Annotated in this window: 18 protein-coding genes; 11 read left to right on the top strand and 7 right to left on the bottom strand. The window is 66.2% G+C overall.

Features of this window, described 5'->3' with window-relative positions; translation table 11 throughout:
* Positions 1-274: 274 nt before the first annotated feature.
* Positions 275-916, bottom strand: coding sequence for a hypothetical protein (locus tag VN706_04135; protein ID HXT14792.1), 642 nt, complete (start codon positions 914-916; stop codon positions 275-277).
* A 1-nt stretch (position 917) separates the two neighbouring features.
* Positions 918-1523, bottom strand: a complete 606-nt coding sequence (locus VN706_04140; GenBank protein ID HXT14793.1) for a DUF4136 domain-containing protein — start codon at positions 1521-1523, stop codon at positions 918-920.
* Positions 1524-1814: 291 nt separating this feature from the next.
* Between VN706_04140 and VN706_04145 the strand changes: the two genes are divergently transcribed.
* From VN706_04145 to VN706_04160, 4 genes are all read left to right on the top strand, one after another.
* On the top strand, positions 1815-2666 hold the full coding sequence (locus VN706_04145) for a sensor histidine kinase (GenBank protein ID HXT14794.1): 852 nt from the start codon (positions 1815-1817) through the stop codon (positions 2664-2666).
* Complete coding sequence (locus VN706_04150; protein HXT14795.1) at positions 2638-3318, top strand: response regulator transcription factor; 681 nt, start codon at positions 2638-2640, stop codon at positions 3316-3318. The genes VN706_04145 and VN706_04150 overlap by 29 nt, the downstream gene beginning before the upstream one ends.
* Before the next feature lie 67 nt (positions 3319-3385).
* Positions 3386-4192: a HAMP domain-containing sensor histidine kinase gene (locus tag VN706_04155; protein ID HXT14796.1), complete on the top strand. Its 807-nt coding sequence runs from the start codon at positions 3386-3388 to the stop codon at positions 4190-4192.
* A gap of 47 nt (positions 4193-4239) precedes the next feature.
* The gene (locus VN706_04160; GenBank protein ID HXT14797.1) at positions 4240-5355 is read left to right on the top strand and encodes a BamA/TamA family outer membrane protein; all 1116 of its coding nucleotides are present in this window, start codon (positions 4240-4242) and stop codon (positions 5353-5355) included.
* Between the two features lie 23 nt (positions 5356-5378).
* Here VN706_04160 and VN706_04165 read toward each other — a convergent pair whose 3' ends face one another.
* Entirely contained in the window at positions 5379-6398 is a 1020-nt protein-coding gene (locus VN706_04165) for a Fic family protein (protein HXT14798.1), read from the bottom strand.
* Between the two features lie 170 nt (positions 6399-6568).
* Here VN706_04165 and VN706_04170 point away from each other — a divergent pair, with 170 nt between their 5' ends.
* Both VN706_04170 and VN706_04175 read left to right on the top strand, forming a co-directional pair.
* Entirely contained in the window at positions 6569-6916 is a 348-nt protein-coding gene (locus VN706_04170) for a PadR family transcriptional regulator (GenBank protein ID HXT14799.1), read from the top strand.
* The gene (locus tag VN706_04175; GenBank protein ID HXT14800.1) at positions 6916-9663 is read left to right on the top strand and encodes an ABC transporter permease; all 2748 of its coding nucleotides are present in this window, start codon (positions 6916-6918) and stop codon (positions 9661-9663) included. Before VN706_04170 ends, VN706_04175 begins: the two co-directional genes overlap by 1 nt.
* A 68-nt stretch (positions 9664-9731) precedes the next feature.
* Here the strand turns inward: VN706_04175 and VN706_04180 are convergent, their stop codons facing one another.
* A complete protein-coding gene (locus tag VN706_04180; protein HXT14801.1) occupies positions 9732-10916 on the bottom strand; it encodes a YARHG domain-containing protein in 1185 nt (394 codons plus the stop codon).
* A gap of 167 nt (positions 10917-11083) precedes the next feature.
* Here VN706_04180 and VN706_04185 point away from each other — a divergent pair, with 167 nt between their 5' ends.
* Both VN706_04185 and VN706_04190 read left to right on the top strand, forming a co-directional pair.
* On the top strand, positions 11084-13438 hold the full coding sequence (locus tag VN706_04185; protein ID HXT14802.1) for an ATPase, T2SS/T4P/T4SS family: 2355 nt from the start codon (positions 11084-11086) through the stop codon (positions 13436-13438).
* A 35-nt stretch (positions 13439-13473) separates the two neighbouring features.
* Positions 13474-14010, top strand: coding sequence for a DinB family protein (locus tag VN706_04190; GenBank protein HXT14803.1), 537 nt, complete (start codon positions 13474-13476; stop codon positions 14008-14010).
* Positions 14011-14064: 54 nt separating this feature from the next.
* Here VN706_04190 and VN706_04195 read toward each other — a convergent pair whose 3' ends face one another.
* Positions 14065-14316, bottom strand: a complete 252-nt coding sequence (locus VN706_04195) for a hypothetical protein (protein ID HXT14804.1) — start codon at positions 14314-14316, stop codon at positions 14065-14067.
* A gap of 157 nt (positions 14317-14473) precedes the next feature.
* Between VN706_04195 and VN706_04200 the strand changes: the two genes are divergently transcribed.
* Entirely contained in the window at positions 14474-16993 is a 2520-nt protein-coding gene (locus VN706_04200) for a zinc-dependent metalloprotease (protein HXT14805.1), read from the top strand.
* Positions 16994-17009: 16 nt separating this feature from the next.
* Here the strand turns inward: VN706_04200 and VN706_04205 are convergent, their stop codons facing one another.
* A complete protein-coding gene (locus VN706_04205; GenBank protein ID HXT14806.1) occupies positions 17010-18770 on the bottom strand; it encodes a diguanylate cyclase in 1761 nt (586 codons plus the stop codon).
* Positions 18771-18946: 176 nt separating this feature from the next.
* Between VN706_04205 and VN706_04210 the strand changes: the two genes are divergently transcribed.
* Together VN706_04210 and VN706_04215 are read left to right on the top strand one after the other, a co-directional pair.
* Entirely contained in the window at positions 18947-20095 is a 1149-nt protein-coding gene (locus tag VN706_04210) for a M50 family metallopeptidase (GenBank protein ID HXT14807.1), read from the top strand.
* A 58-nt stretch (positions 20096-20153) separates the two neighbouring features.
* Positions 20154-20504 (top strand): hypothetical protein, encoded by a 351-nt coding sequence (locus tag VN706_04215; protein HXT14808.1) that lies wholly within the window; start codon positions 20154-20156, stop codon positions 20502-20504.
* Between the two features lie 13 nt (positions 20505-20517).
* Here VN706_04215 and VN706_04220 read toward each other — a convergent pair whose 3' ends face one another.
* Complete coding sequence (locus VN706_04220) at positions 20518-20751, bottom strand: hypothetical protein (GenBank protein HXT14809.1); 234 nt, start codon at positions 20749-20751, stop codon at positions 20518-20520.
* Positions 20752-20756 lie beyond the last annotated feature (5 nt).

The raw sequence follows: 20756 nt of genomic DNA on the forward strand, positions 1-20756 counted from the left end.
TGCCTGTCCGTGAACGTCCGGATGTTGTCCGTGCCAAAAATGACCACGGACAAACGGCGGACAACAGCGGACAGGCACGGAGACGGCGTGAGCCACAGTCAACGGCTATCCAAGAACTATAATAACACCCTCGGGATGCCTCGCGAATCGGAGCATCCTGAAGGTGTTCCAAGAAACGCCCATCGACATCCGTTCACTGCGGTTGACGCCGTCTCCGTGCCGATCCGTGAGCTCAGAAGTGTTCCGTGGTCTGCTCGCTCCGCCCGGTCAGTGGTCAGTGCTCGGACATTCCAATGCTGAACGTCACGAACCCAAACCGCCGCGAACCGCCTCCCAGATAGCTGCCGGCGGCGGTGGCGCCGGTGTACCGCGCGCTGAACACGAGGTCGACGTCGTCGAAGATGGGCGTCGTGACGCCGATGTCCGGAGCGAGAACGAAATGCATGCCATTCCGCGCGAACGACGAATTCACTCCAAGCTGATAGTTCTGCTGCACGTATTCACCGCCGGCGCCAAGGCCAAGCCAACCGCCGCGTCCAAGCAGATGGTGCGGATTCCAGCGGCCGGTGCCCATCACCGTCACGACCAACAACTCGCGATTCTGAAAACCCGTCGCCGCTCCGGAGGGAAAGGTCGTCGTTCCATGCGTCGCATCGAAAAAGTCGTTGACGGTGATCGCCGCGCCGGCCGCCGTATATGGGCGCACGAGCCACTGACCTTCCCACCCGGCGCCGAACCAACTCACGTTCGGCACGAACCGGTGCGTGTCACCGACCGGAAAGGCGATCGCGTACGTGCCGATGCTCGTGAATGACGGACCCTCGGACGATGTCTGGGGATTCTGCGCCGCGGCGCGAGACCCGAGAATCGCGGAAACCGCGGCAGCTATCGCCGGCGCACGCCAGGATGGTTTCATATCACGGAACCCTCAAGTACGGAGATTGTTGAAAGGCCTGGTCGACGCCCCGCACCACGCGGTCCGCGGTGCCGTTGGTCGAGGTGACGATGCCGTCGAGCGTCGCCGCCCAGAGCAGCGGAATGCTCTTCGAGTCGGTGCGTTGCTCGCGCAGGTCGAGCATTGTGATCAGCACCGTCCCCGCCTGGTACGCATAGGGAAGGGCGGCGCCCGGAACGCCCCACACCCACGAGGCGTCGACGGTGGGGCCCCAATACGGCAAGTACCCCCACGCGCCGAACCAGTCGAAGTACGCGACCCCCGTTTCGGTGCGCTGCGACGCGGCGACGAGCACCACCACGTCCGGCCGAGCCCCGGAGTCGTTCGAGACGTCACGCCAGCCGAGCGATACGAAGTGGCGGCGAACGTCGGCGATGACCTGGTGGTCGAACGAATGGTCGATCGCCGTGGAGTTCACCGGCACGTCGACGATCGTGTCCGGCACGGCGAACGTGCGCGCGCTCCCGAGCGCCTGGCCGCTGTCCACGAGCGTGAGCACGACGCCGCCGAGATCCGTGGCCAGCGGGTTGGTCGGCTCGCACGCGGTCGCACCGACTGCGGCCGCCAAGGTTGCCGCGCACGCAATGCACCGCGCGTGGTATAAGCTCCGTAAGCCGCATGAGTTGGCTGGCATGGATCCGCCGAGTTGAGCACACTCGAACGATCTCCATCTGTGTGCCGTATCGAGCAGTAGACGTTGGACGCATGACTAAGACGCGAGCCCGTGGGCGGCCGGAGTCTAGCGATTGTCCGCTCGCGGTTTACACTCAGGTATGCAGCACGATGCCGAAGGCCCCCACGACCTCCGGCGGCCGACTGAGTACGATTCGCCTCAGTCGCGCTCTCGCCGCGTGCAGCGATGGAGCCGCGACTGTTGATCGCGTCGATTCTCGTCGTCGTGCTGGTCCAGGCCCTCGTCATCACCGGCTTGGCTCGCCAGCGCTGGCTCCGCCGACACACCGAGCGTTCAACCGAAGTTCTGCTGGCCGAGCTTCGCGCCAGCTCCGAGCGCATTCATCACCTCGCCGCTCGACTGATCACGGCGCAGGAGACGGAGCGCGCCCGCATTGGCCGCGAACTCCACGACGACATCAATCAGAAGATCGCCGCACTCGCCATCGGCCTGACTCACGTGTGGAACCGAATGCCGCGGGAGTCGCCTGAGCTCGTGCACGAAATCGCGGCGCTCCAGGACCGGGCGGCGAGCCTCGCCCTCGACGTGCGGCAACTGTCCCACCAGTTGCACTCCGGTGTGCTCCAGCACGCCGGACTCGGGGCCGCCATTCGGTCGTTGTGCGGAGATGCCCGACGGAATTACAACCTCGTCATCGAGCTCGAGACGGAAGGCAACTTCGAGTCACTGCCCGGCGACGTTGCGCTCTGCATCTATAGAGTGGCCCAGGAATGCCTGAGGAACACTGCGCGGCACGCACGTGCGACCGAGGTGAACGTCTCCATCGCCCGGCGAGGACCGGCCGTGGAGATGTCGATCGCCGACAATGGCATCGGATTCGACACGAGCACCATCGGGGCCGGCGACGGGCTGGGGCTGCTCAGTCTCGATGAGCGCGTTCGCTTCTTGCGGGGTACCTTTCACGTGGCGTCGCAGCCAAGGGGCGGAACACGGATTGAGGTCAGCGTTCCGTCGTCTCAGCCCAGTTTAACCCCTCCGTTCCCGGCTAATGGCGCGACCGACCGTTCTCCTGGCTGACGATCACCCCATCGTCACCGAAGGTCTGGCGAGCATCCTCAAAGACGACTTTGACGTCCTGGCGGTTGTCGCCGACGGCATGGATCTTCTCGCCGCCGCGCGAACGCTTCGGCCGGATATCATCGTCACCGACCTCAGTATGCCGCGCCTGAGCGGGCTCGAGGCCGCGCGCCAGCTGCGCGCCGAACACATCCCAAGCCAGATCATCGTACTCACGATGCACGATGATCCCGAGATTGCCGCCGAAGCGTTTCGCGCCGGCGTCGCGGGCTACCTACTCAAGAGCTCGGCCGGCGCCGAGTTGATTCTGGCGATTCAACAAATTGTAAAAGGCCAATCATATGTAAGCCCGCTGCTCAGCCGCGACGTGATGACCGAGCTCGCGGCCCCGCGCCGGCGCTCCGACGAGACGCGTTCGCGCGGAGTGACACCGCGGCAGCGCGACGTGTTGCGCCTCATCGCACGCGGCAAGCGCATGAAGGAGATCGCCGTGACGCTCGGCGTCTCCGTTCGCACCGTCGAATCGCACAAGTACGAGATGATGGAGTCCCTCGGCGTTTCCTCGACCGCGGAGCTCATCCAATACGCGTTTCGTACCGGACTCGCGGCGGACACGACACCGGCAAAGCCCGCGATCGACCGCCATCAGTAGTTTTACGGGGAGTTGGACTCCGGTAAGATTCGGTGACGCCGAATCGTACGGTCGCGTATCGTGGCGAATGCGAAGTCATCAGCATCAGCACCAGCATCTCGCCGAACGTCCCCGGAGTCCGGAGTCGCGTGGGTTCTCTCCGCCGCGTACGCCGACGTCGACCTTCGTTCCCGCGACGTATCGATCCCCGGTCGGCGCCCTGCCGATCGCCGATCTGCTCGCGACGATCGCGCACGAGCTCCGAAATCCGCTGACGGTGGTTCGCGGCGAAACCGCCGTCATCCGTCGTCACCGCGACGACCCGAACGACGTCACCGAAGCCTGCGCGGTCATCGATCGGCAGGTGAATCAGATCGCTGTGTTTCTGCGCGATCTCGCGACGTTCGTGGCGCCGCCGCTCGAGCTCCACGATGTGTGGGAAGTCATCGACGCGAGCGACCTGCTGGCGTCCGCGCTGCAAGCGCTCGCCAAGTTCGCCGACACCCGCGCGACCACCTTCACCGTCGAGCCCGTGCGCGACCAGGTACTCGTCGTCGGGAATACGACGGCGCTCACGAGCGCACTTACGAGTATTCTAACGACCGCCGTCAAGTTCAGCGGCACCCACGGCACGGTGGCGGCACGCGTCGTCGCCGACGAGCATTGGGTCGAGCTCCGCGTACGTTTCGACGATAACGAGATGACGCACGACCAGCGCGGAACAGCCTTCGAGCCGTTCGTTCGCGCGCGGCGCGACGGTGTGGATTGGGCGGGCGTGAGCATGGCGCTCGCGCGGCGCACCGTCGAAGCGCACGGCGGCGCCGCCATCATGCACGGCGGCGATACGTCGACCGTCGCCGAATTCAGCGTCTGCCTGCCGCGCTACAGAGGATAGTCTTTGGGCCAATAGGCGACGCGTGCCGCGCGGGGCAACTCTTCCGCATGCTACTCGGCCGATCTCTCCTCATCCTCGCGGCGGTCTCCAGCGTCGCGCTCGCGCAAGATCCGACGCCCGGGACCGATTTACCCACGGACGCCAAGGCAATGTCGCCGACCAAGATGAACGGCGTCTTGTTCATTCCGGTGCTCGGCGCCGGTCCGACGTTCGGGCTCGGCGGCGGTGGAGCGGCGGCGATGGTGTTCCGCATGGACTCGGGCTCGCCGCGCTCGGCGATCGGTGTCGGCGGATTGCTCGCCGAGCGCTCGAGTTGGATGGTGAGTCTCGGCGGCCGCGCGTATTTTCAGCGCGGCGATTGGAACACCTCGTTTGGCATCGCGCAGTACAACGTCGACTACCGGTTTTTTGGCATCGGCAACGACGCGGGCAACCGCGATCATTCGGTGATTCTGCGGCAGGACGGCAACGCCGACGTCATCGAAGGGCTACATCGCGTTGTCGGTCCGCTCTTCGCGGGTCTTCGCTATCGCATCGACGGCGTGGATGCCAGTCTCGCTCCGTCGGATCGCCTGGGTCCATTCAACGCGCTGATGCCCGGCGATTCCACGGTCTGGACGTCCGCTCTCGGCGCGGCGAGCTCGTGGGACACGCGCGACGACGATGTCTCGCCGCGTAGCGGCACATTCGCTCAAGGCGCCCTGATGTACGCGCGCACGTGGCTCGGCGGCGATCGCGCGTTCAATTCGTACGACGTGTGGATCAACCATTACATTCCCGTCAAGAAGCACGACGTGCTCGCGGTTCGGGCCACCGCGTGCGGCGCCGGCGACGCGGCACCGCTCTGGCAACTCTGTCTGTTCGGTGCTCAAAACGACTTGCGTGGCTACGTTGCCGGGCGGTATCGCGATCACGCGATGTTCGCCGTTCAGGCGGAGTATCGCGCGCGATTGATCGGCCGCTGGGGCGGCACCGTATTCGGCGGCACGGGTGAAGTCGCGCCGTCGATCGGAGACGTTGCGGCAGATCATCTGCTCGTGTCAGGCGGCCTCGGACTGCGGTATCTCCTTTCGCAAACACATCGGCTGAACGTCGGAACCGACTATGCGTTCGCGAACAGGACGTCGGGCGCGTTCTACTTCCGATTTGGCGAAGCGTTCTGATCGTGACGAGACGGCGCAGGGCACTACGCCGGCGTCGCACGAGAGCGCAGTGTGTACCGGCCGGTTTTCTTGCCGCCGATCTTTTCGATGATCCCCGCGTCGAGCAGCGGCCGAAGCTGATCCATCGCGCCCTGCTTGGATAGCTCGAGCGCCGCCCAGATCTCGGACGGCGCCATGCTGCCGTGGTCGCGCAGGAGCTCGAGCAGCCGCTCCTGCTTTGGCCGAAGCACCAGGCGCGCCGGTCCCGCCGCGTTGAGCGCCTGCACGCGCAGCCACACGCGCTCGAGCGTGTGCCGGCGCCCCTCGGCCGAATACTCGAGCCACGTCGTGAGGTCGTCGCCTTCGCGGCGGACGGCTTCGAGCGCGGCGTAGTAGCCGGGCCGATTCTCCCAGTAATACTCGTCGACCGAGAAGATGTGATGTGTGTCGAATCCGCGGCGATACAGCTCCCAGAGCGCGAGCGCGCGGCCCGTGCGTCCGTTGCCGTCGGCGAACGGATGGATCGCCTCGAACTGATAGTGCAGGATGGCGGAGCTGAGCACCGGCGACAGGTTTCTGGATGTGATATTCCACCATTCTAAAAGCTCGAACATGAGGCCGGACACCGCCTTGGGCGCGGGCGGCGTGAAGCGGCCGACCCGAACGCCGATCGTGCGATAGCGCCCGGCCTCACCCTGATCCATCACCCCTCTGGCGAGGATGCGATGCAGCCGGAAGACATCCTCGTGCCGAAGGGTCTTCTTGCGCGCGTGCTTCTCGACGTACCGCAGGCCGGCGAAATAGTTCATGACTTCGCGATCGGACCGCGGGTCGGAGGCCGTGAGCTCGCCGCCCGCGTCGAGCGTGCGGACCTGATCGAGCGAGAGCGGGTTGCCTTCGATCGCCGTGGACGCGTGGGCGTTCCGCGTGCGGGTGTCTTTCTGCAGGGCCGGGATCCACGCCAGCTCCACCGCCGCGCCTTGAATGCGGGTCCGCAGCGTGGCGATCGTCTCGACGAGGGACAGGAGCCGCGCAGTGATGGTGAATTGCGGCACATAGCTCATCTTATAAGTAAAGAGTAAGTCAAGACATTAGTCAAGCGGTCAAGATAATAAGTCAGCGATAAGTCCAGTCATGAGTCAAGGCCGTCAGCTCGTGCCCACGGTGCCGTCCGCCTTGACGCGGCGCGCCGCCCGCGGCATCTTCTCCCCGGAGTTACTCCGGGGAGAAGACCGTGGCGAAGGCACCTGACGACCTGCTGCGCGGCACGCTCGATGGACTGATCCTCAAAACGCTGTCGTGGGGTCCGCGTCACGGCTTTGGCATCGCGCGGTGGATCAAGGAGACGTCGTGCGACGCGCTCGCCGTCGAAGACCGCGCGCTGTATCTCGCGCTGCATCGCCTGGAGGACAAAGGCTGGGTCGAGAGCGACTGGGGATTGTCCGAGAACAATCGCCGCGCACGGTTCTATCAGCTCACGGCGCTTGGCCGCAAACACCTTCGCGCCGAATCGTCGCGGCTGGCGCGGTACGCGGAAGGGATGTCGCTGGTGTTGCACGCGACGTCGTGGGGTGAGCGCTGATGTCGAGCGAGCCTCGCATACCGGGCCTGCGTCGCGTGCTGCGCATTCCCGGCGCGCTGCGCCGCGGGCGCGGCACCGGCATCGAGCGCGACATCGATGACGAGATATCGTTCCACGTCGAGAGCCGCATGCGGGAGTTGGTCGAGCGCGGCGAATCGGAAGGCAACGCGCGGAGACACGCCGAGGCCGAATTTGGCGACCTGCGTGCGTCGCGACGCGAGCTCGCGCGGGTCGATCGCCGCCGGCGTCGTCGCGAACGCGCGCGGCAGGTGCTCGCCGCGGTCGCGCAGGATGTTCGCTACGCCATGCGTTCGCTGCGGCGATCGCGCGCGTATACCATCACCGCGGTATCGACACTCGCGATCGGCATCGGCGCCGCGGTCGCCATCTTCGCGCTCGTGAACGGCGTGTTGCTTCGGCCGCTGCCGTTCGGTCATCCGGATCGCTTGGTCGGCGCCTGGCACGATATGCCTGCGTTCGGGTTGTCGCATCAACCACAAACCGGGTCCACCTACTTTCTCTACCAGCGACTCACGCATACCATCGACGGCATTGGCATCTACCGCGAAGCGGACGTGAACGTCGACGAACCCGATGGCACCGGCGAACCGCAGCGACTTCCGAGCGCATCGATTACCGCGACGCTCATGCCGGTGCTTCAGGTCGCGCCGGTCGTCGGTCGCGCGTTCACCGCCGATGACGATCGACCCAGGTCATCGCCGACAGTGATCATCAGCAATGGCATGTGGCACGCGCGCTTCGGCGCGAACCGATCGATCCTCGGCCGCAAACTCGACGTCAACGGTATCGCGCGCGAGATCGTCGGCGTCATGCCGGCGAGTTTTCGCTTTCCGTCGGCGGCGACGCAGTTGTGGATTCCGCTGCAGCTCGACCCGGCGAATTTGCCCGGAACGGCGTTCGCATATCCGGGTGTCGCGCGACTCAAGCCCGGTGTCACCGTCGCGGACGCGCAACGCGATTTCGCGAGCGTCCTGCCGCGCTGGCCCGAGATGTTTCCGAATTTCGTGCCGGGAGTTGCGACGGCCACGATCGTCGCGCAGACGCATCCCTCGCCGACGATCGAGCCCCTCAGGACCGACATCGTCGGTGAAGTCGCGCACACGCTATGGATGGTTGCCGCAGCGGCACTGCTCGTGCTGCTCGTCGCCTGCGCGAACGTCGCGAACCTCACGCTCGTCCGTGCCGAGTCGCATCAGCGCGAGCTTGCGGTGCGACAGGCGCTCGGCGCGGGACGAGCGCGATTGCGGTTGCACTTCGTGACGGAATGCGCCGTGCTCGCGGTCGCGGCGTCGCTCGTCGGACTCGGCGCGGCAACGGTGGTGATCCGGTCGCTGGTCAGCGCGGCGCCGACGGCCATTCCGCGCATTGCCGAAGTGTCGATCGACGCCCGCACCGTGGCATTCACGCTGGCGCTCGCGGTGTTGGTGACACTCGCGTCCAGCGTGCTTCCCTCGTTGCGCATCGGTCGCGAAGCGCTGGCGTTGCGAGAAGGCGGCCGCGGTGGAACGGCGGGGCGCACGCAACAGCGCGTGCGCAGCGGATTGGTCGCGGCGCAGATTGCAATGGCGCTCGTCGTGCTCGCGGGATCGGGATTGTTGTTGCGCACGTTCCAGCGGCTGCACGCGGTGCGGCCCGGCTTCGATGCACGGCGCGTGTCGACATTCTGGATTGCGCTGCCGGTCGGACGGTACAAGGGCGACACCGCGATCGTGCAGTTTTATTCGCGGCTCGTCGATCGAGTGGCCGCGCTTCCCGGCGTGGAGGCGGCCGGCCTCACATCCCGGCTGCCCTTGGTCGCGAAGGGTATCGATCCGAACCCGATCTATCCCGAAGACGATCCATCGTCGACGAAAAAGTTGCCGCCGCTGCAACTGATGACCGCGGTGAACGCCGACTACTTTCGCGCGATGCGCATTCCGTTGATCGCGGGCCGCGGCTTCGAGCGCATGGCCAGCCAACGCGATGATGAAGCGATCGTCTCGCGAAACACCGCGCGATCGTTCTGGCACGATTCGACCGGCGTCGCCGCGTTGGGCAAGCGCTTCAGCCCACTGCCTGGAGCGCGTGAGTATACCGTGATTGGCGTCGTCGACGACATCCGAGACACGTCGCTCGCCGCCGCGCCGTCGCAGGTCGCGTACTTCCCGGAGACGTACGAACCCGGCAACGTGAGCTCACAGACCAAGCGCACGATGGCGCTGGTCGTGCGCATGAAGAACGAGTCGATGTCGATCGCGCCGGACGTGCGGGCCGCGATTCGCGACATCGATCCGACCATTCCGATCTTCGATGCCAGGTCGATGCCCGCGGTCGTCGCCGCGGCAACGGGGCAGCTCACGTTCATCATCCTCATCCTTGGCGCCGCCGCCGTGGTAACGCTGCTGCTCGGCGCGGTCGGACTCTACGGCGTCCTCGCGTATGTCGTCACGCTGCGCACGCGTGAGATCGGCATTCGCATCGCGCTCGGTGCGTCGCCAGGCGGAATGGCCGCGGGAATGATGCGCTATGGAATTGTGTTGAGCCTCTGCGGAACCGTCGCGGGGTTGGCGTTGTTCGCGGTGGTCGCGCGCTATCTTCGCTCGCTGCTCTTCGGCGTCGCGACGATGGACCCGCCGACGCTCGTCGCCTCGGTGCTCGGGCTGCTTGCGATCGCCGCGCTGGCGAGTTGGGTGCCCGCCCGCCGCGCATCGAGCGTCGATCCGGTGACGGCGTTGCGGGCACAGTGAGCGCCTGCTCGGCGGGCGTCGTTCGACAGTTCAACATGTCTCGCCACGCGAGACTCGGGTGATCCTTATCAGCCGGGGGTGAAGCGCTGCCCCTCTCGGGCGCGCGCTTCATAGCGTTGAATCGTGGCAACGTTGCGCCGCTCGATCGGCGTCAGCATCGACAGATCGAACTTCGGATTTGCGTGGTACCACTCCTGGCTCGCGAAGTACGATTGCAGCAGTGGATCCTTGAACGTGCGACCATGGCGCGCGAACACTTCGTTGCGCAAACGCCGTGCGACTTCGGGGAACAAGCCCTGAAGTTGGTTCTCGTCAATCTCCGTGGTCGACAACGCTTCGTGGCGCTTCGCCTCGGCCGCCTGAATCAGCTTGACGTTGTCTTTCTCCGTTTGCGACAGCTCGGCGATCGTGAAATCGGCGCGGGGTTTGTACCAGGGCGCGGCCTTGAAGTATTCCCGCAGCCATGGCGTCTCGAAGCGGCGGCCATGCCGCGCGTAGAACTCGTTTCGCATCAAGCGAAGGTTGTACAGCGGCTGTCCGCGGAGCAGAGAGTCGGTGAGCGGCGTCGTCCGGAACAGATACATCATTCCCGGCGCGACGCCGTATCCGAGGTCGCGTACCATGGCGAGCGTGATCGTATCCAGGTTCGCGCGTTCGACGGCGGAGAGCTGCTTGGCGTCGTAATCGGCGCGGGCGTGATACCAATACCGCTTGTCGAAATATTTCTGCAACGCCGATGGAACGTCGTTGCCTTCTTCGTCGAGCTCGACGCCAAAAGACGCACCGTGCGTCGCGCTGATCTCCGATTGCAGAACTTCCCAGTCAGGCGCCGTGTGGTGCCCGAGCATCTTGACCGTAATGGGCTTGTCGGCGAGATAGCGAACGTCGCCCGTCTCGATCTGCGAATGCTTCGTCATCTCGGCGCGGCGGATGACGTCGATGTTCGCCTTCTCCACGCTCGAGAGGCTCGCGTTCGAAAACTTCGGATTCGGCCGATACCACGCCTGCGTTTTCAAATACGCCTGAACGTCGGGTTCGTCCGTGAACGGCCGGCCATGACGCCCGAAGACGATGCCGCGCACCGACCGCAGTTGAGGCAAGGACAGCTTCGCGAGTTGCGCCGAATCGACGTGTTGGTGCGCGAAGTCGAACTTCTCCCACTTGGCGAGCGCTTGGGCCGACGCGCTCGAAGCGCTCGAGGCGATCGCGCCGGCCACGCCGAGCGCGGTCGCGAGAAAAACGGCTCTCTTCATGGCAATCTTAATACGCCAGGGTACGGCGGAGCGCAATCGAGGCCCTCGCCGCGAGAACACTCAAGTTTCCAAACGCACCTGCCGATAGTCCAATCGATAGTGGTCGGCCGCCGCAGGCCCCCAAACTGCGGCTGTGTCTTGCCGCGACGTTTCCCCGGCCCGACTCGATGCGTAGCCCCGCCTTGCGAACGCGCGGCAACGAATACCACGAAGACTCCGACGAATGGCTCATCGACGCGGCCCGCCGCGCCGGCCATTCGATCCCGAAAGGCGAGCGTCCGCCGCGCGTCAGCGCCTGGCGCATGCTCATCGGCGCCGGCGTCGACGACGATGAAATCCTGCGCCTCGCGTGCGCCGCGTCCGGCAAGGATCCCGCTGATTTCTCGCGCATCTCTCCCGCGCTGAGCGCGCTGCTCGCGCACGAAGTCGCGCACGAGCATCGCGTCGCGCCGGTCGGCGTGTACAAGGGCGTGCTCGCGATCGCGACGTCCAACCCGAGCAGCATTGCGCTCGAGCGCGAGCTCGCGTTCGCCTGCCGGCAACGCGTCGCGCTGCAGGCGGCCAGTCCAAACGCGATTTTGCGCGCCCAGGCGGTCGTGTACGGCGGCGCGAACTATGGACGAACTCTCGATCTGGATTCGCGTCCGATCGCCGGAGTCGCGTCCAGCGCCCCGGCGGTTCAACCGCGGCCACAACCCGTGGCGCGATTGTCCGTCGGCGTTTCGGTGCAGTGCGATTCCGACCACACAGCGCCCGCGCCGCAGCCGAGTTGCGCTGCGCAAAGCGGTGCTGAAAACAAGAACGCGCCGGAAACGCTCATCTCGCGACTGTTGGCCACTGCCGTAACCGAGCATGCCTCCGAGGCGCACCTGCAGCCGACGCCCGACGACGGCCTGGTGATTCGCCTTCGCGTCGACGGAAAGCTCAACGACCGCTTCCGGCTCGCCGCGGTGCACACGAAGGCATTGCTCGCGGCACTCAAGCGCATGGCGTCGCTCGACGACGCCGAAACGAGACGCCCGCAAAATGGCCGCGCGTCGGTGACGTTGGAGCAGGGCCCGGTCGAGCTGCGGATTGCGACCGAGCCGGTCGGCATGTCGCACGAGAAAGTCGTTGTATCGCTGGTCACGCCGCAGTCAGCGCTGTCGGTTGCCGATCTCGGATACACCGCGCACGAGCGGCATCAGCTCGAGCAGCTGCTTGCCGAGCCGTCGGGACTCGTGTTCATCGCGGGGACGCCGGAAACCGGACGCACGACGACGGCCTACGCGCTGATGAGAGAACTTCAATCGCGCGGCCGGCGGATCGCCACGATCGAGGAGCAGGTCGGTCGCCGGTTGGACGGCATCGAACAGATGCAGGTGGCCGACTCGCCGCATCCGACGCTGGCGTCCGCCGTGCGCGGCACGCTCGGACTGCACGCGGACGTCACGCTGATCGAAGCGCTTGCCGACGCCGCGACGATGGAAACGATCGTCGCGGGCGCGAGCGAGGGGCGGCTCGTCGTGACGACGATCGAAGTGCCGGGCATGACGGGCGTTATCGAACGCTTGCACGAATTCGAGATCGATCATGCGCTGATCGCGTCGGTGCTCAAGGGTGTCGTTACACAGCGGCTCGTGCGGCGGCTGTGCACCGCGTGCGCCGCGCCGCAGGAGCTCGGCGAATTGCCGGAGTCGCAGCAGGAACTACTGCTTGGACTTCCGACAAGCCGTCTCCGCCGCGCCGTGGGATGTCCACAATGCCGCGGCACCGGATACTCGGGCCGCATGGCGGTTGCCGAAGTCGTGATCATGACGCCGGCGATGCGTGCGGCGATCGTCCGCGGTGCCGAACCGGCCGAGCTGGCGCACATCGCGCGTGAAGGCGGCATCCGAACGCTGTGGGACTCGGGACTCGCTCAGGTGCTGGACGGCATCACCACACTCGGCGAGCTGCTCGACAACGTGCCGGCCCCGCAACACTCGGCGGGTGCCGACTTGCAACAGCGAGACATCGACGCGCTGCTTTCGCAGTTGCTCGGTTCGCCCATGGAGGCGCCTGCCAAGCCGGCGGAAGCAGCGGAAGCGGCGAAGGCGCCCGCGGCTGTTGCACCGCCATCACCCGTAGCACCCGTAGCACCAAAGCCCGCGGTTACAGCGGCGCCACCATCAGCGGAACCCATTCGCGTGCTGCTCGTGGATGACGACGCGAATCAACGCCGCGCCGTTGCTTCGACGCTGCGCGAGGATGGCCTGAGCGTGATCGAGGCGGCGGACGGCGAGGCGGCATTGTCGTACGCACGTCGTCTCAAGCCGCACGTGATCGTCACCGAGGTCACGTTGCCCAAGCTCGACGCGGTCGGGATGTTGCAGACGCTCGCCGCGGGCGGATCATGCGCCGCGGTGCTCGTCTACTCGGCGCAGAACGACGCGGTGCTGGAGGGATGGCTCAAGGAGTGCGGCGCGCGCGACGTCATTCCGCGAACCGTTCCCGCCGCCGCCGTCGCGCAGCGAATTCGGAGCCTTGCCGCGGCATCATAGATTTGGGGTGAGATCCTTCCGCCCGGAGCTCCGCGATGGACCTGACCCAGACATTCATCGATCGCTCGCGCTACTACCTCGGCACCGAGTACCGCACGAAGCTCCGCGCGGCGGTGGAGTCCCTGCCGCCGGACGCGCTGTGGTGGCGCGCGAACGATCAATCGAACAGCGTCGGCAACCTGCTCATGCATCTCGCCGGGAATGTGCGGCAATGGATCGTTGGCGGAGTCGGCGGCCGGAATGTCGAGCGCGATCGTGCCGGCGAATTCGGCGCGCGTGAAGGCGGCAACGCCGCGTCGCTGCTGAATCGGCTCGACGACGTCCTGGCCGAAGCGGACGCGGTGCTCGCGGGGCTCACGGCGGCGGACCTCGCCGGCACCCGCGTGATTCAGGCCCGCGAGCTCACGGTGATCGAGGTCGTGTACCACGTCGTCGAGCATTTCGCGCTGCACTTGGGCCAGATCATTCTGATCGCCAAGCTGCACACGCCCGGCGCGGTTCATTTCTACGAAGATGCGGGCGGCCTGGCGCGGCCCTTGTGGCCGGAGCTGGTGAGGAAAGTGTCATCCTGAGGGCCGTCAGCCCCTTGTCATCCTTCGCTTCGCTCAGGATGACACTCGCGAACTCTACGGCTTCTTCGAATTCCCGATGTTCGAGATCGTGTCGTAGACGTCTTCGGGCAGCTGCTTCGCGACGGCCGAGGTGACGAGCTGGCCGATCGATGCCGCGCTGAGCACCGGGATCATCGCCGCGCTCGCGATGCTGGCGCCCCAGCCGTGTTCCGTGGGATAGAGCGCGGTTGCCCACGCTCGTTGATAGAGCTCGCCGATCGTCTCGCCGGCTTTGTCGAGATTCTCCACCGCCTCGGCCTTCTTCATGAGCGCTCCGCGTCGGGACCTTCGAAATATGCTGTATTACGGCACCGGCGGAACAGCGGGGGATACGCTTTCCGTACTAGCTGGTCCGCGATCCTGCGGGCAGATTGGCGAACTCGCCCGCCCGATCGACCCCACCTTTCCACCGCAGACATCTCCGATGCGAATGTTGATCGTCGTCGCCTCGCTCGTCGCGGCGTCTTCGCTCGCCGCCCAGAATCCGCCGGCGCAGCCGCCCGCACAACCGCCAGGGCAGCAAGCCCCGGCGACCGGCGCGCCCCCGCAGGGCGGAGCGGGAAATCAAGCGCGCCGGCCGCGTCCCTATGCACAGGTCATCACGGACCGAGCGCACACCGACCGAGGCGGCATCACGGTGCATCGCGTCGACGACCGGTACTACTTCGAGGTGCCCGACTCGCTGCTCAATCGGGACATTCTGTTTCTCACGCGCGTCGCGGCGGTGCCCGCGGGCACGGGCGGCTTCGAGTTCGCCGGCAGCGAAATGGCGGATCGCGTCGTGCGCTGGGAAAAGGTGAATGCGGATCGCCTGCAGCTGCATACGGTCGACTACTCCGTCGTTGCCGACGACACGCTGCCGATCGCGCAGAGCGTTCGCAACAACAATTTCTCGCCGATCATCGCGGCGTTTCCCATCGCCGCGTTCACCCGCGACAGCGCGAGCTACGTCATCGACGTCACGGACTTCTTCACGGGCGACGTGCCCGCGATCAGCGGTTTGAGCGACGCGCAGCGGCGGCAGTATCAAGTGCGCCGGCTCGATCCGGCGCGCACATATGTCAGCAGCGTGAAGGCGTTCCCGATCAACATCGAAGTGCGCCAGGTTCAAACGTTCGACGCCGGGGCCGCTCCGTCCGATCGCTCGGCCGGCACCATCTCCGTCGAAGTGCGGCAGTCGATGCTGCTGCTTCCCAAGGTGCCAATGCGCCCGCGCTACGCCGACGATCGCGTGGGGTACTTCACCGTCGATCGCATCAACTACGGGCTCGACGAGCAGAAGGCGGCGCAGCAGACGTTCATCACGCGGTGGCGTCTCGAGCCGAAGGACCCCGCGGCGTATGCGCGCGGCGAGTTGGTCGAGCCGGTCAAGCCCATCGTGTACTACATCGATCCGGCAACTCCGGCCAAGTGGCGCCCCTACGTCAAGGAAGGCGTCGAGCAGTGGCAACGCGTGTTCGAGAAGGCGGGTTTCAAGAACGCGATCATCGCCAAGCTCCCGCCAACCAAGCAGGAAGACCCGGACTGGGATCCGGACGACGCGCGCTATTCGATGGTGCGCTGGGCGGCGAGTCTCGTGCGCAACGCGATCGGTCCCAGCACGCCCGATCCGCGCAGCGGCGAGATCATCAACAGCGAGATCAACTGGTATCACAACCATATGCGCTCGTACCGCAACCGGCTGATGATCGAAACCGGCGCCGCGAATCCGATGGCCCGCACGCTCGAGATCCCTGAAGAGTTGATGGGAGAGACGATGCGCCAGGTCATCGCCCACGAGATCGGGCACGCCCTGGGCCTCGAGCACAACATGGTGGCGTCGAGCATGTTCCCGGTGGACTCGCTGCGCTCGCCGTCGTTCACGAGCAAGTACGGCGTGAGCGCGACGATCATGGACTACGCGCGGCAGAACTACGTCGCGCAGCCGGGCGATGGTCTCAAGCCCAAGGATTTCATTCGTCGCGTCGGACCGTTCGACGACTTCGCGATCAACTGGGGCTATCGCGTCATCCCCAACTCCTCCGCGGAATCGGAGCGCGCGACGCTCAACGACTGGATCCTGCATCAGAGCGGACCGTTTCCGTATCACTACGTGCCGCAGCAGTACGGCAGCGTCGATCCGCGCGCGCAGACGGAAGACGTCGGGAACGATCCCATGAAGGCGACGAGCTACGCCCTCATGAACATGAAGAAGGTCGTGCCGCAGCTCGTCGCGTGGACCACCCGCCCGGGCGACGACTACGCCGACCTCAACGAATTGTACGGCGAGACGCTGGGCATGTGGTCGCTGTACATGGGCCACGTCGCGACCGAGATCGGCGGCGTGACGGTCGACCTCAAGAGCGGCGACCAGGGCGCCAATGTGTATCGGGTAGTGCCGAAGGCGAAGCAGAAGGAGGCATTGGCATTCTTGAATACCAATGTATTTAACACGCCGGCGTGGCTGGCGCCGGCGGACATCACGTCGCGCATCGGACCGTCGCCGCTCGAGACACGCCAGGCCGCCGTGCTCACGTCGCTCCTCTCGACGCCGCGCCTCGGCCGGCTCGCCGAGTCCGAGCGGATGGACCCGGCGAATGCGTACGCGCTCGCGGACTATCTCGCCGATCTCAAGGCCGACGTCTTCGCGGGCTCGGCGGCCGACGCCAACCGCCGAACGTTACAGCGCGTGTACGTCGAACGACTGGCGGCGATCGTCAACCCGCCCGCACCGCCGACACCTGGCCCGGGTGTCATTCAGCAGGGTGCACCCACACCACCGCCGCCGTTCCTCGGCGCCCCGAATATCCCGCGGAGCGACCTCCCGGCGATGGCTCGCATGCAATTGCGCCAGATCCGCGACGACGCACACGAGCGTGCGTCGAGAACGACGGGCGCCGCCAAGGCACACTGGGAAGACATCGCGGCGCGCACGGACGACGCGCTCGATCCGCGCAAACGCTGAGGGCGGTCTACAAGAACTACGAAACGACGCGGTTGCGCCCCGATCGCTTTGCCACGTACAGCAGCGCATCCGCGTCGGCGATCGCCGCGGATGCGCTGGCCGTATGGTCGCCCGCCGCGATGCCGATGCTGATCGTCACCGCGAGCCCCGGCGCGATCGACGACCAGTCGTGGCTCGCCACGGCTTCGCGAATGTTCTCGCAGACGGTGAGCGCGCCCGACAGCGGTGTTTCGACGAGCAGAATCACGAACTCTTCGCCGCCGTAGCGCGCCGTCACGTCGACCTTGCGTGTATGCTCGCGCACGATCCGCGCGACGGCCTGAAGCACGGCGTCGCCGGTGGCATGCGAGTGGTTGTCGTTGATCGCCTTGAAGTGATCGACGTCGGCCAGCGCCACGGACAACGGGTGCTTGAACCGCCGTGCGCGCTCCCACTCGAGCGGCAGACGCTCGTCGAGATCGCGCCGATTGCGAAGCCCCGTCAGCGCATCCTCGCGGCTCACGCGCTCCAGTTCCGCCGCCTGCGCCTCGAGCTGCGCCAGAAGGCGCGACTTCTCTTCGTTCGCGGCGTCGAGCGTGGCGTTTCGCTCGCGCAGGAAGTTGGTCTCGCGCTCCTTCTCTCGCACTTCCGCCTGCAGCATCACGCTGAGCACGCGACGCTCGGCTTGGGCGCCATGCAACTCTTCGCGCAGCGCATGAAACGTCTTGTAGTGACAAAGCGCCGCTTCGGGCGCGCCGAGATCTTCGTAGACGGACACCAGCGCCCGGTGCGCCTCGGAGAGCAGCTGATGCGCTCCGCACGACGTCGCCCGCGCGAGCGCGAGACTCAACGCGCTCAGCGCCGCTTCATGCTCGCCGAGCCGCGCCAACGATTCGCCGATTCGCAAATGCGCCTCGGCTTCGTGAACCGACGCGCGTTGCGCCTCGCTGATCACGAGCACGCGGCGGAAGATGCCCAGGGCGTTCTCCGCGTCGCCTTTGTCGTAATGCAGGCGCCCCATGTTCTCGAGCACCGAGATCTCGGCTTCGCTATCCGACATGCCGCGCGCGAGATGCAATGCCGCCTCGTAGTGCTCGAGCGCCGAGTCGCGATTGCCGAGCCGTGCGTGCGCCCAGCCGACATTGTTGTGCGCCAGCAGGGCGTTCACCGATTCGCCCGTGCGCAGATAGTGCATCAGCGCCCGCTCGTGATACGCCAGCGACTCGGTGAACTGGCCGAGCGACCCCAGCGCGGAGCCGATGTTCAGCGTCGCAACCGACGCGCCGCTCGCGTCGCCCAGCCCTTCGAAGAGATCGATCGCCGCGCGATACTGCTCGAGCGCGGACGCGATGTCGCCTGCGACCGAATGCACGGTGCCGAGCGAGTTGCGCGTCGCCGCTTCGCCGGCGCGATCGCCGACGGCGCATTGCAGCTCGAGCGCTTCGACGTGATAACGCGCCGCCGCGGGAATGTCGCCGCGCCGAATGTGGACGCCGCCGATCGCCATGAGGGTCGCCGCGTATTCGGTGCGCTCTCCGAGCTCGTTGAAGATCGCCGCGGCGCGCGTCGCGTCCTCGAGCGCGCGGTCGAGCCGGAGCTGGCGCGTCGAATATGTCGTCGCCACGCGCAATGCGCGCGCCTCGCCCAGGCGATATCCCGCCGATCGCGCGAGTGCCAACGCCTCTTCGGCCAGCGCGAGGCCTTCGCCCGCCAGGCGAAATCGCAGCGTGTCGGCGCGCGACGTCAACGCGTCCACACGTTCCACGAGGTCGGGCGCAATCTCGACGGCGGCGATCACAGGCGGGGCTCCATGCGGCGGGAAGGGGCCATTCGGTTCCAGTATCGGCATGGCACGACGGCGCTTGAAGCGATTAGCGTTGAAGTGTGACTACTCCGTCGAGAACCGGCGCCGCGGTGCCCGGTGACCAGCGCGTTCCGGCTCTCGTCCGTCCGGCCGGCTGGCAGAGCACCGCCTTGCCGCGCAAAGCTCCGGTGTGGAAGGCGGCGGTCAACGTCGTGCTCGCGGTCGCGACGATCGTGCTCATCATCGCGGTCCTGTTGCGGGTCATTCCGATGATCGAGCATCGGCCGGCGCGCCATGTGCCCGTGTTGACGATCGTCGCGCAGTTTCTCCTGCTGATGTTGTTGTTCCCGCCCGTCGTGCTCGCGCACGAGTTGGGACACGCGATCGCCGGGACGCTTGCGGGGTGGCGGTTGCAAAGCCTGTTCGTGGGACCGTGGCGATTCATTCGTGAAGGCCGTCGCGCGCGGCTCGTGTTGCATCGATCGTTTTTCTACTACGGCGGTGCGGCCGTGGTGGTGCCGCGCGAGTGGGGAACCGACGAGCGCGTGCGCCGCTCGTTTCGCGGCATGGTCGCCGGCGGGCCGCTCGCGAGCTTCCTGACCGGGATCGCGTGCATCGCGCTCTTACGCGCGCTTTCGCCCGACTCCGGCGTGCCGAAAGGCGGCGCGCGGTTCTACCTGTTCGTTGCCGGCGTCATGTCGTTTGGCATTGGAATCGGCACGCTCCTCCCCATTCGGCAAACCAGAGCGATTCGCAACGACGGCCTGCAACTGTTGTTGACGCGCCCGCGCCGTCCGCTCGATCCAGGCATTCGCCTGGGCGCACTCGTGCTCATGCTCACGGAGCGCCGCCCGCGCGACTGGACGCCCGAAATGCTCGCGGTGCTCGCCGCCAGCGCGCCCGCCCAGCGTGAAGGATTCGAGTATTATCATGCGCTCGACGTGGGCGATGTGTCACGCGCCCGAGCCACGCTCCAGGCGACGCTCGACCGCGTCAGCGGCGTCGACGGCGTGCCCGGTGCGCGCGCCCGGCAGGAGGCCGCGTTGGAGGCGGCGATTTTCGAGACGGCGTGGCGTGGCGACGCGCCAGCCGGTCGCGAGTGGCTATCGATCGGGCGTGACGCACAGGCCTGGGATCCGCATGCCTTCGCGCTGGCACAGGCGGCGATTCACGCCGCGGCCGGCGACGCGACAACTGCCGCGCACATGCTCGCGCGCGGTGAGCGCGAGGCGCTGCAGCGAATCATCGCACGCGTAGACTTGCTGCGCGCTCCGCTCATCGAGCGCATACGCGCGATGAGTGCACCCGCTCTCTCGTGAAACTGATGTAGTAAGATCGTACTCGATCCCGGATCGAGATTTGCATCGGCACTGGCCGATGAACGCTCATGCTTCGGGATACATGATGGCGACACGGCGTCATGCTGTTGATATCGCCGCGCCCTTCAATGCACGGTTCAAGACGCGTTTGGAGCGCGCGGTCACGCAGGCGATCGTCAACCCGTCACGCGCGCTACCCACGCTCCGCCGCGCCGTGATGGCCGCAACACGCGAGCTGCGCGAGCTCGACTACGACGAGTCGCAAATTCACGCGCTGTTTGCCCGCCTCGTCGAAGACGTCGCGCGCGACCGCTCGCTCGACGCCACGTCCATCGTCTCCGGGCGTCCGCGCTGGCAGGAGCTGTCGATCAAGGTCATCGCCTGGACGGACGCGACGGTCGTCGATTAGAAATTTCTAATCATCAGGGTTTTTTCGTGGCCTTCTTCAGGGTGTCTTTGGCGCTGTCCGGCAATGGCGCGACGCCCGCCGTTCCGGTGCTGCCGGTTGTCCCGCCTCCAGCCGCGCCGGCAGCCCCCGCGGCCCCCGCGGCCCCGGCGGCCGAGCTCGGTGCCGCGCCGACGCTCATCCCTGTCGTATCCGCCTTGTTCTTGCCCCCGTTCGTGCACGCGCCAATCGCCACGACCGCGGCAGCCATGACGC

The sequence above is a fragment of the Gemmatimonadaceae bacterium genome, assembly GCA_035606695.1.
Taxonomy (GTDB): Bacteria; Gemmatimonadota; Gemmatimonadetes; order Gemmatimonadales; family Gemmatimonadaceae; genus JAQBQB01.

What these genes read in the sequence shown, in the direction of transcription:
- VN706_04150 (HXT14795.1), top strand. Translation starts at nt 2,638, where the DNA reads ATGGCGCGACCGACCGTTCTCCTGGCTGACGATCACCCCATCGTCACC.
- VN706_04155 (HXT14796.1), top strand. Translation starts at nt 3,386, where the DNA reads ATGCGAAGTCATCAGCATCAGCACCAGCATCTCGCCGAACGTCCCCGG.
- VN706_04135 (HXT14792.1), bottom strand. Translation starts at nt 916, where the DNA reads ATGAAACCATCCTGGCGTGCGCCGGCGATAGCTGCCGCGGTTTCCGCG.
- VN706_04195 (HXT14804.1), bottom strand. Translation starts at nt 14,316, where the DNA reads ATGAAGAAGGCCGAGGCGGTGGAGAATCTCGACAAAGCCGGCGAGACG.
- VN706_04185 (HXT14802.1), top strand. Translation starts at nt 11,084, where the DNA reads ATGCGTAGCCCCGCCTTGCGAACGCGCGGCAACGAATACCACGAAGAC.
- VN706_04215 (HXT14808.1), top strand. Translation starts at nt 20,154, where the DNA reads ATGAACGCTCATGCTTCGGGATACATGATGGCGACACGGCGTCATGCT.
- VN706_04190 (HXT14803.1), top strand. Translation starts at nt 13,474, where the DNA reads ATGGACCTGACCCAGACATTCATCGATCGCTCGCGCTACTACCTCGGC.
- VN706_04220 (HXT14809.1), bottom strand. Translation starts at nt 20,751, where the DNA reads ATGGCTGCCGCGGTCGTGGCGATTGGCGCGTGCACGAACGGGGGCAAG.
- VN706_04160 (HXT14797.1), top strand. Translation starts at nt 4,240, where the DNA reads ATGCTACTCGGCCGATCTCTCCTCATCCTCGCGGCGGTCTCCAGCGTC.
- VN706_04180 (HXT14801.1), bottom strand. Translation starts at nt 10,916, where the DNA reads ATGAAGAGAGCCGTTTTTCTCGCGACCGCGCTCGGCGTGGCCGGCGCG.
- VN706_04145 (HXT14794.1), top strand. Translation starts at nt 1,815, where the DNA reads ATGGAGCCGCGACTGTTGATCGCGTCGATTCTCGTCGTCGTGCTGGTC.
- VN706_04200 (HXT14805.1), top strand. Translation starts at nt 14,474, where the DNA reads ATGCGAATGTTGATCGTCGTCGCCTCGCTCGTCGCGGCGTCTTCGCTC.
- VN706_04175 (HXT14800.1), top strand. Translation starts at nt 6,916, where the DNA reads ATGTCGAGCGAGCCTCGCATACCGGGCCTGCGTCGCGTGCTGCGCATT.
- VN706_04165 (HXT14798.1), bottom strand. Translation starts at nt 6,398, where the DNA reads ATGAGCTATGTGCCGCAATTCACCATCACTGCGCGGCTCCTGTCCCTC.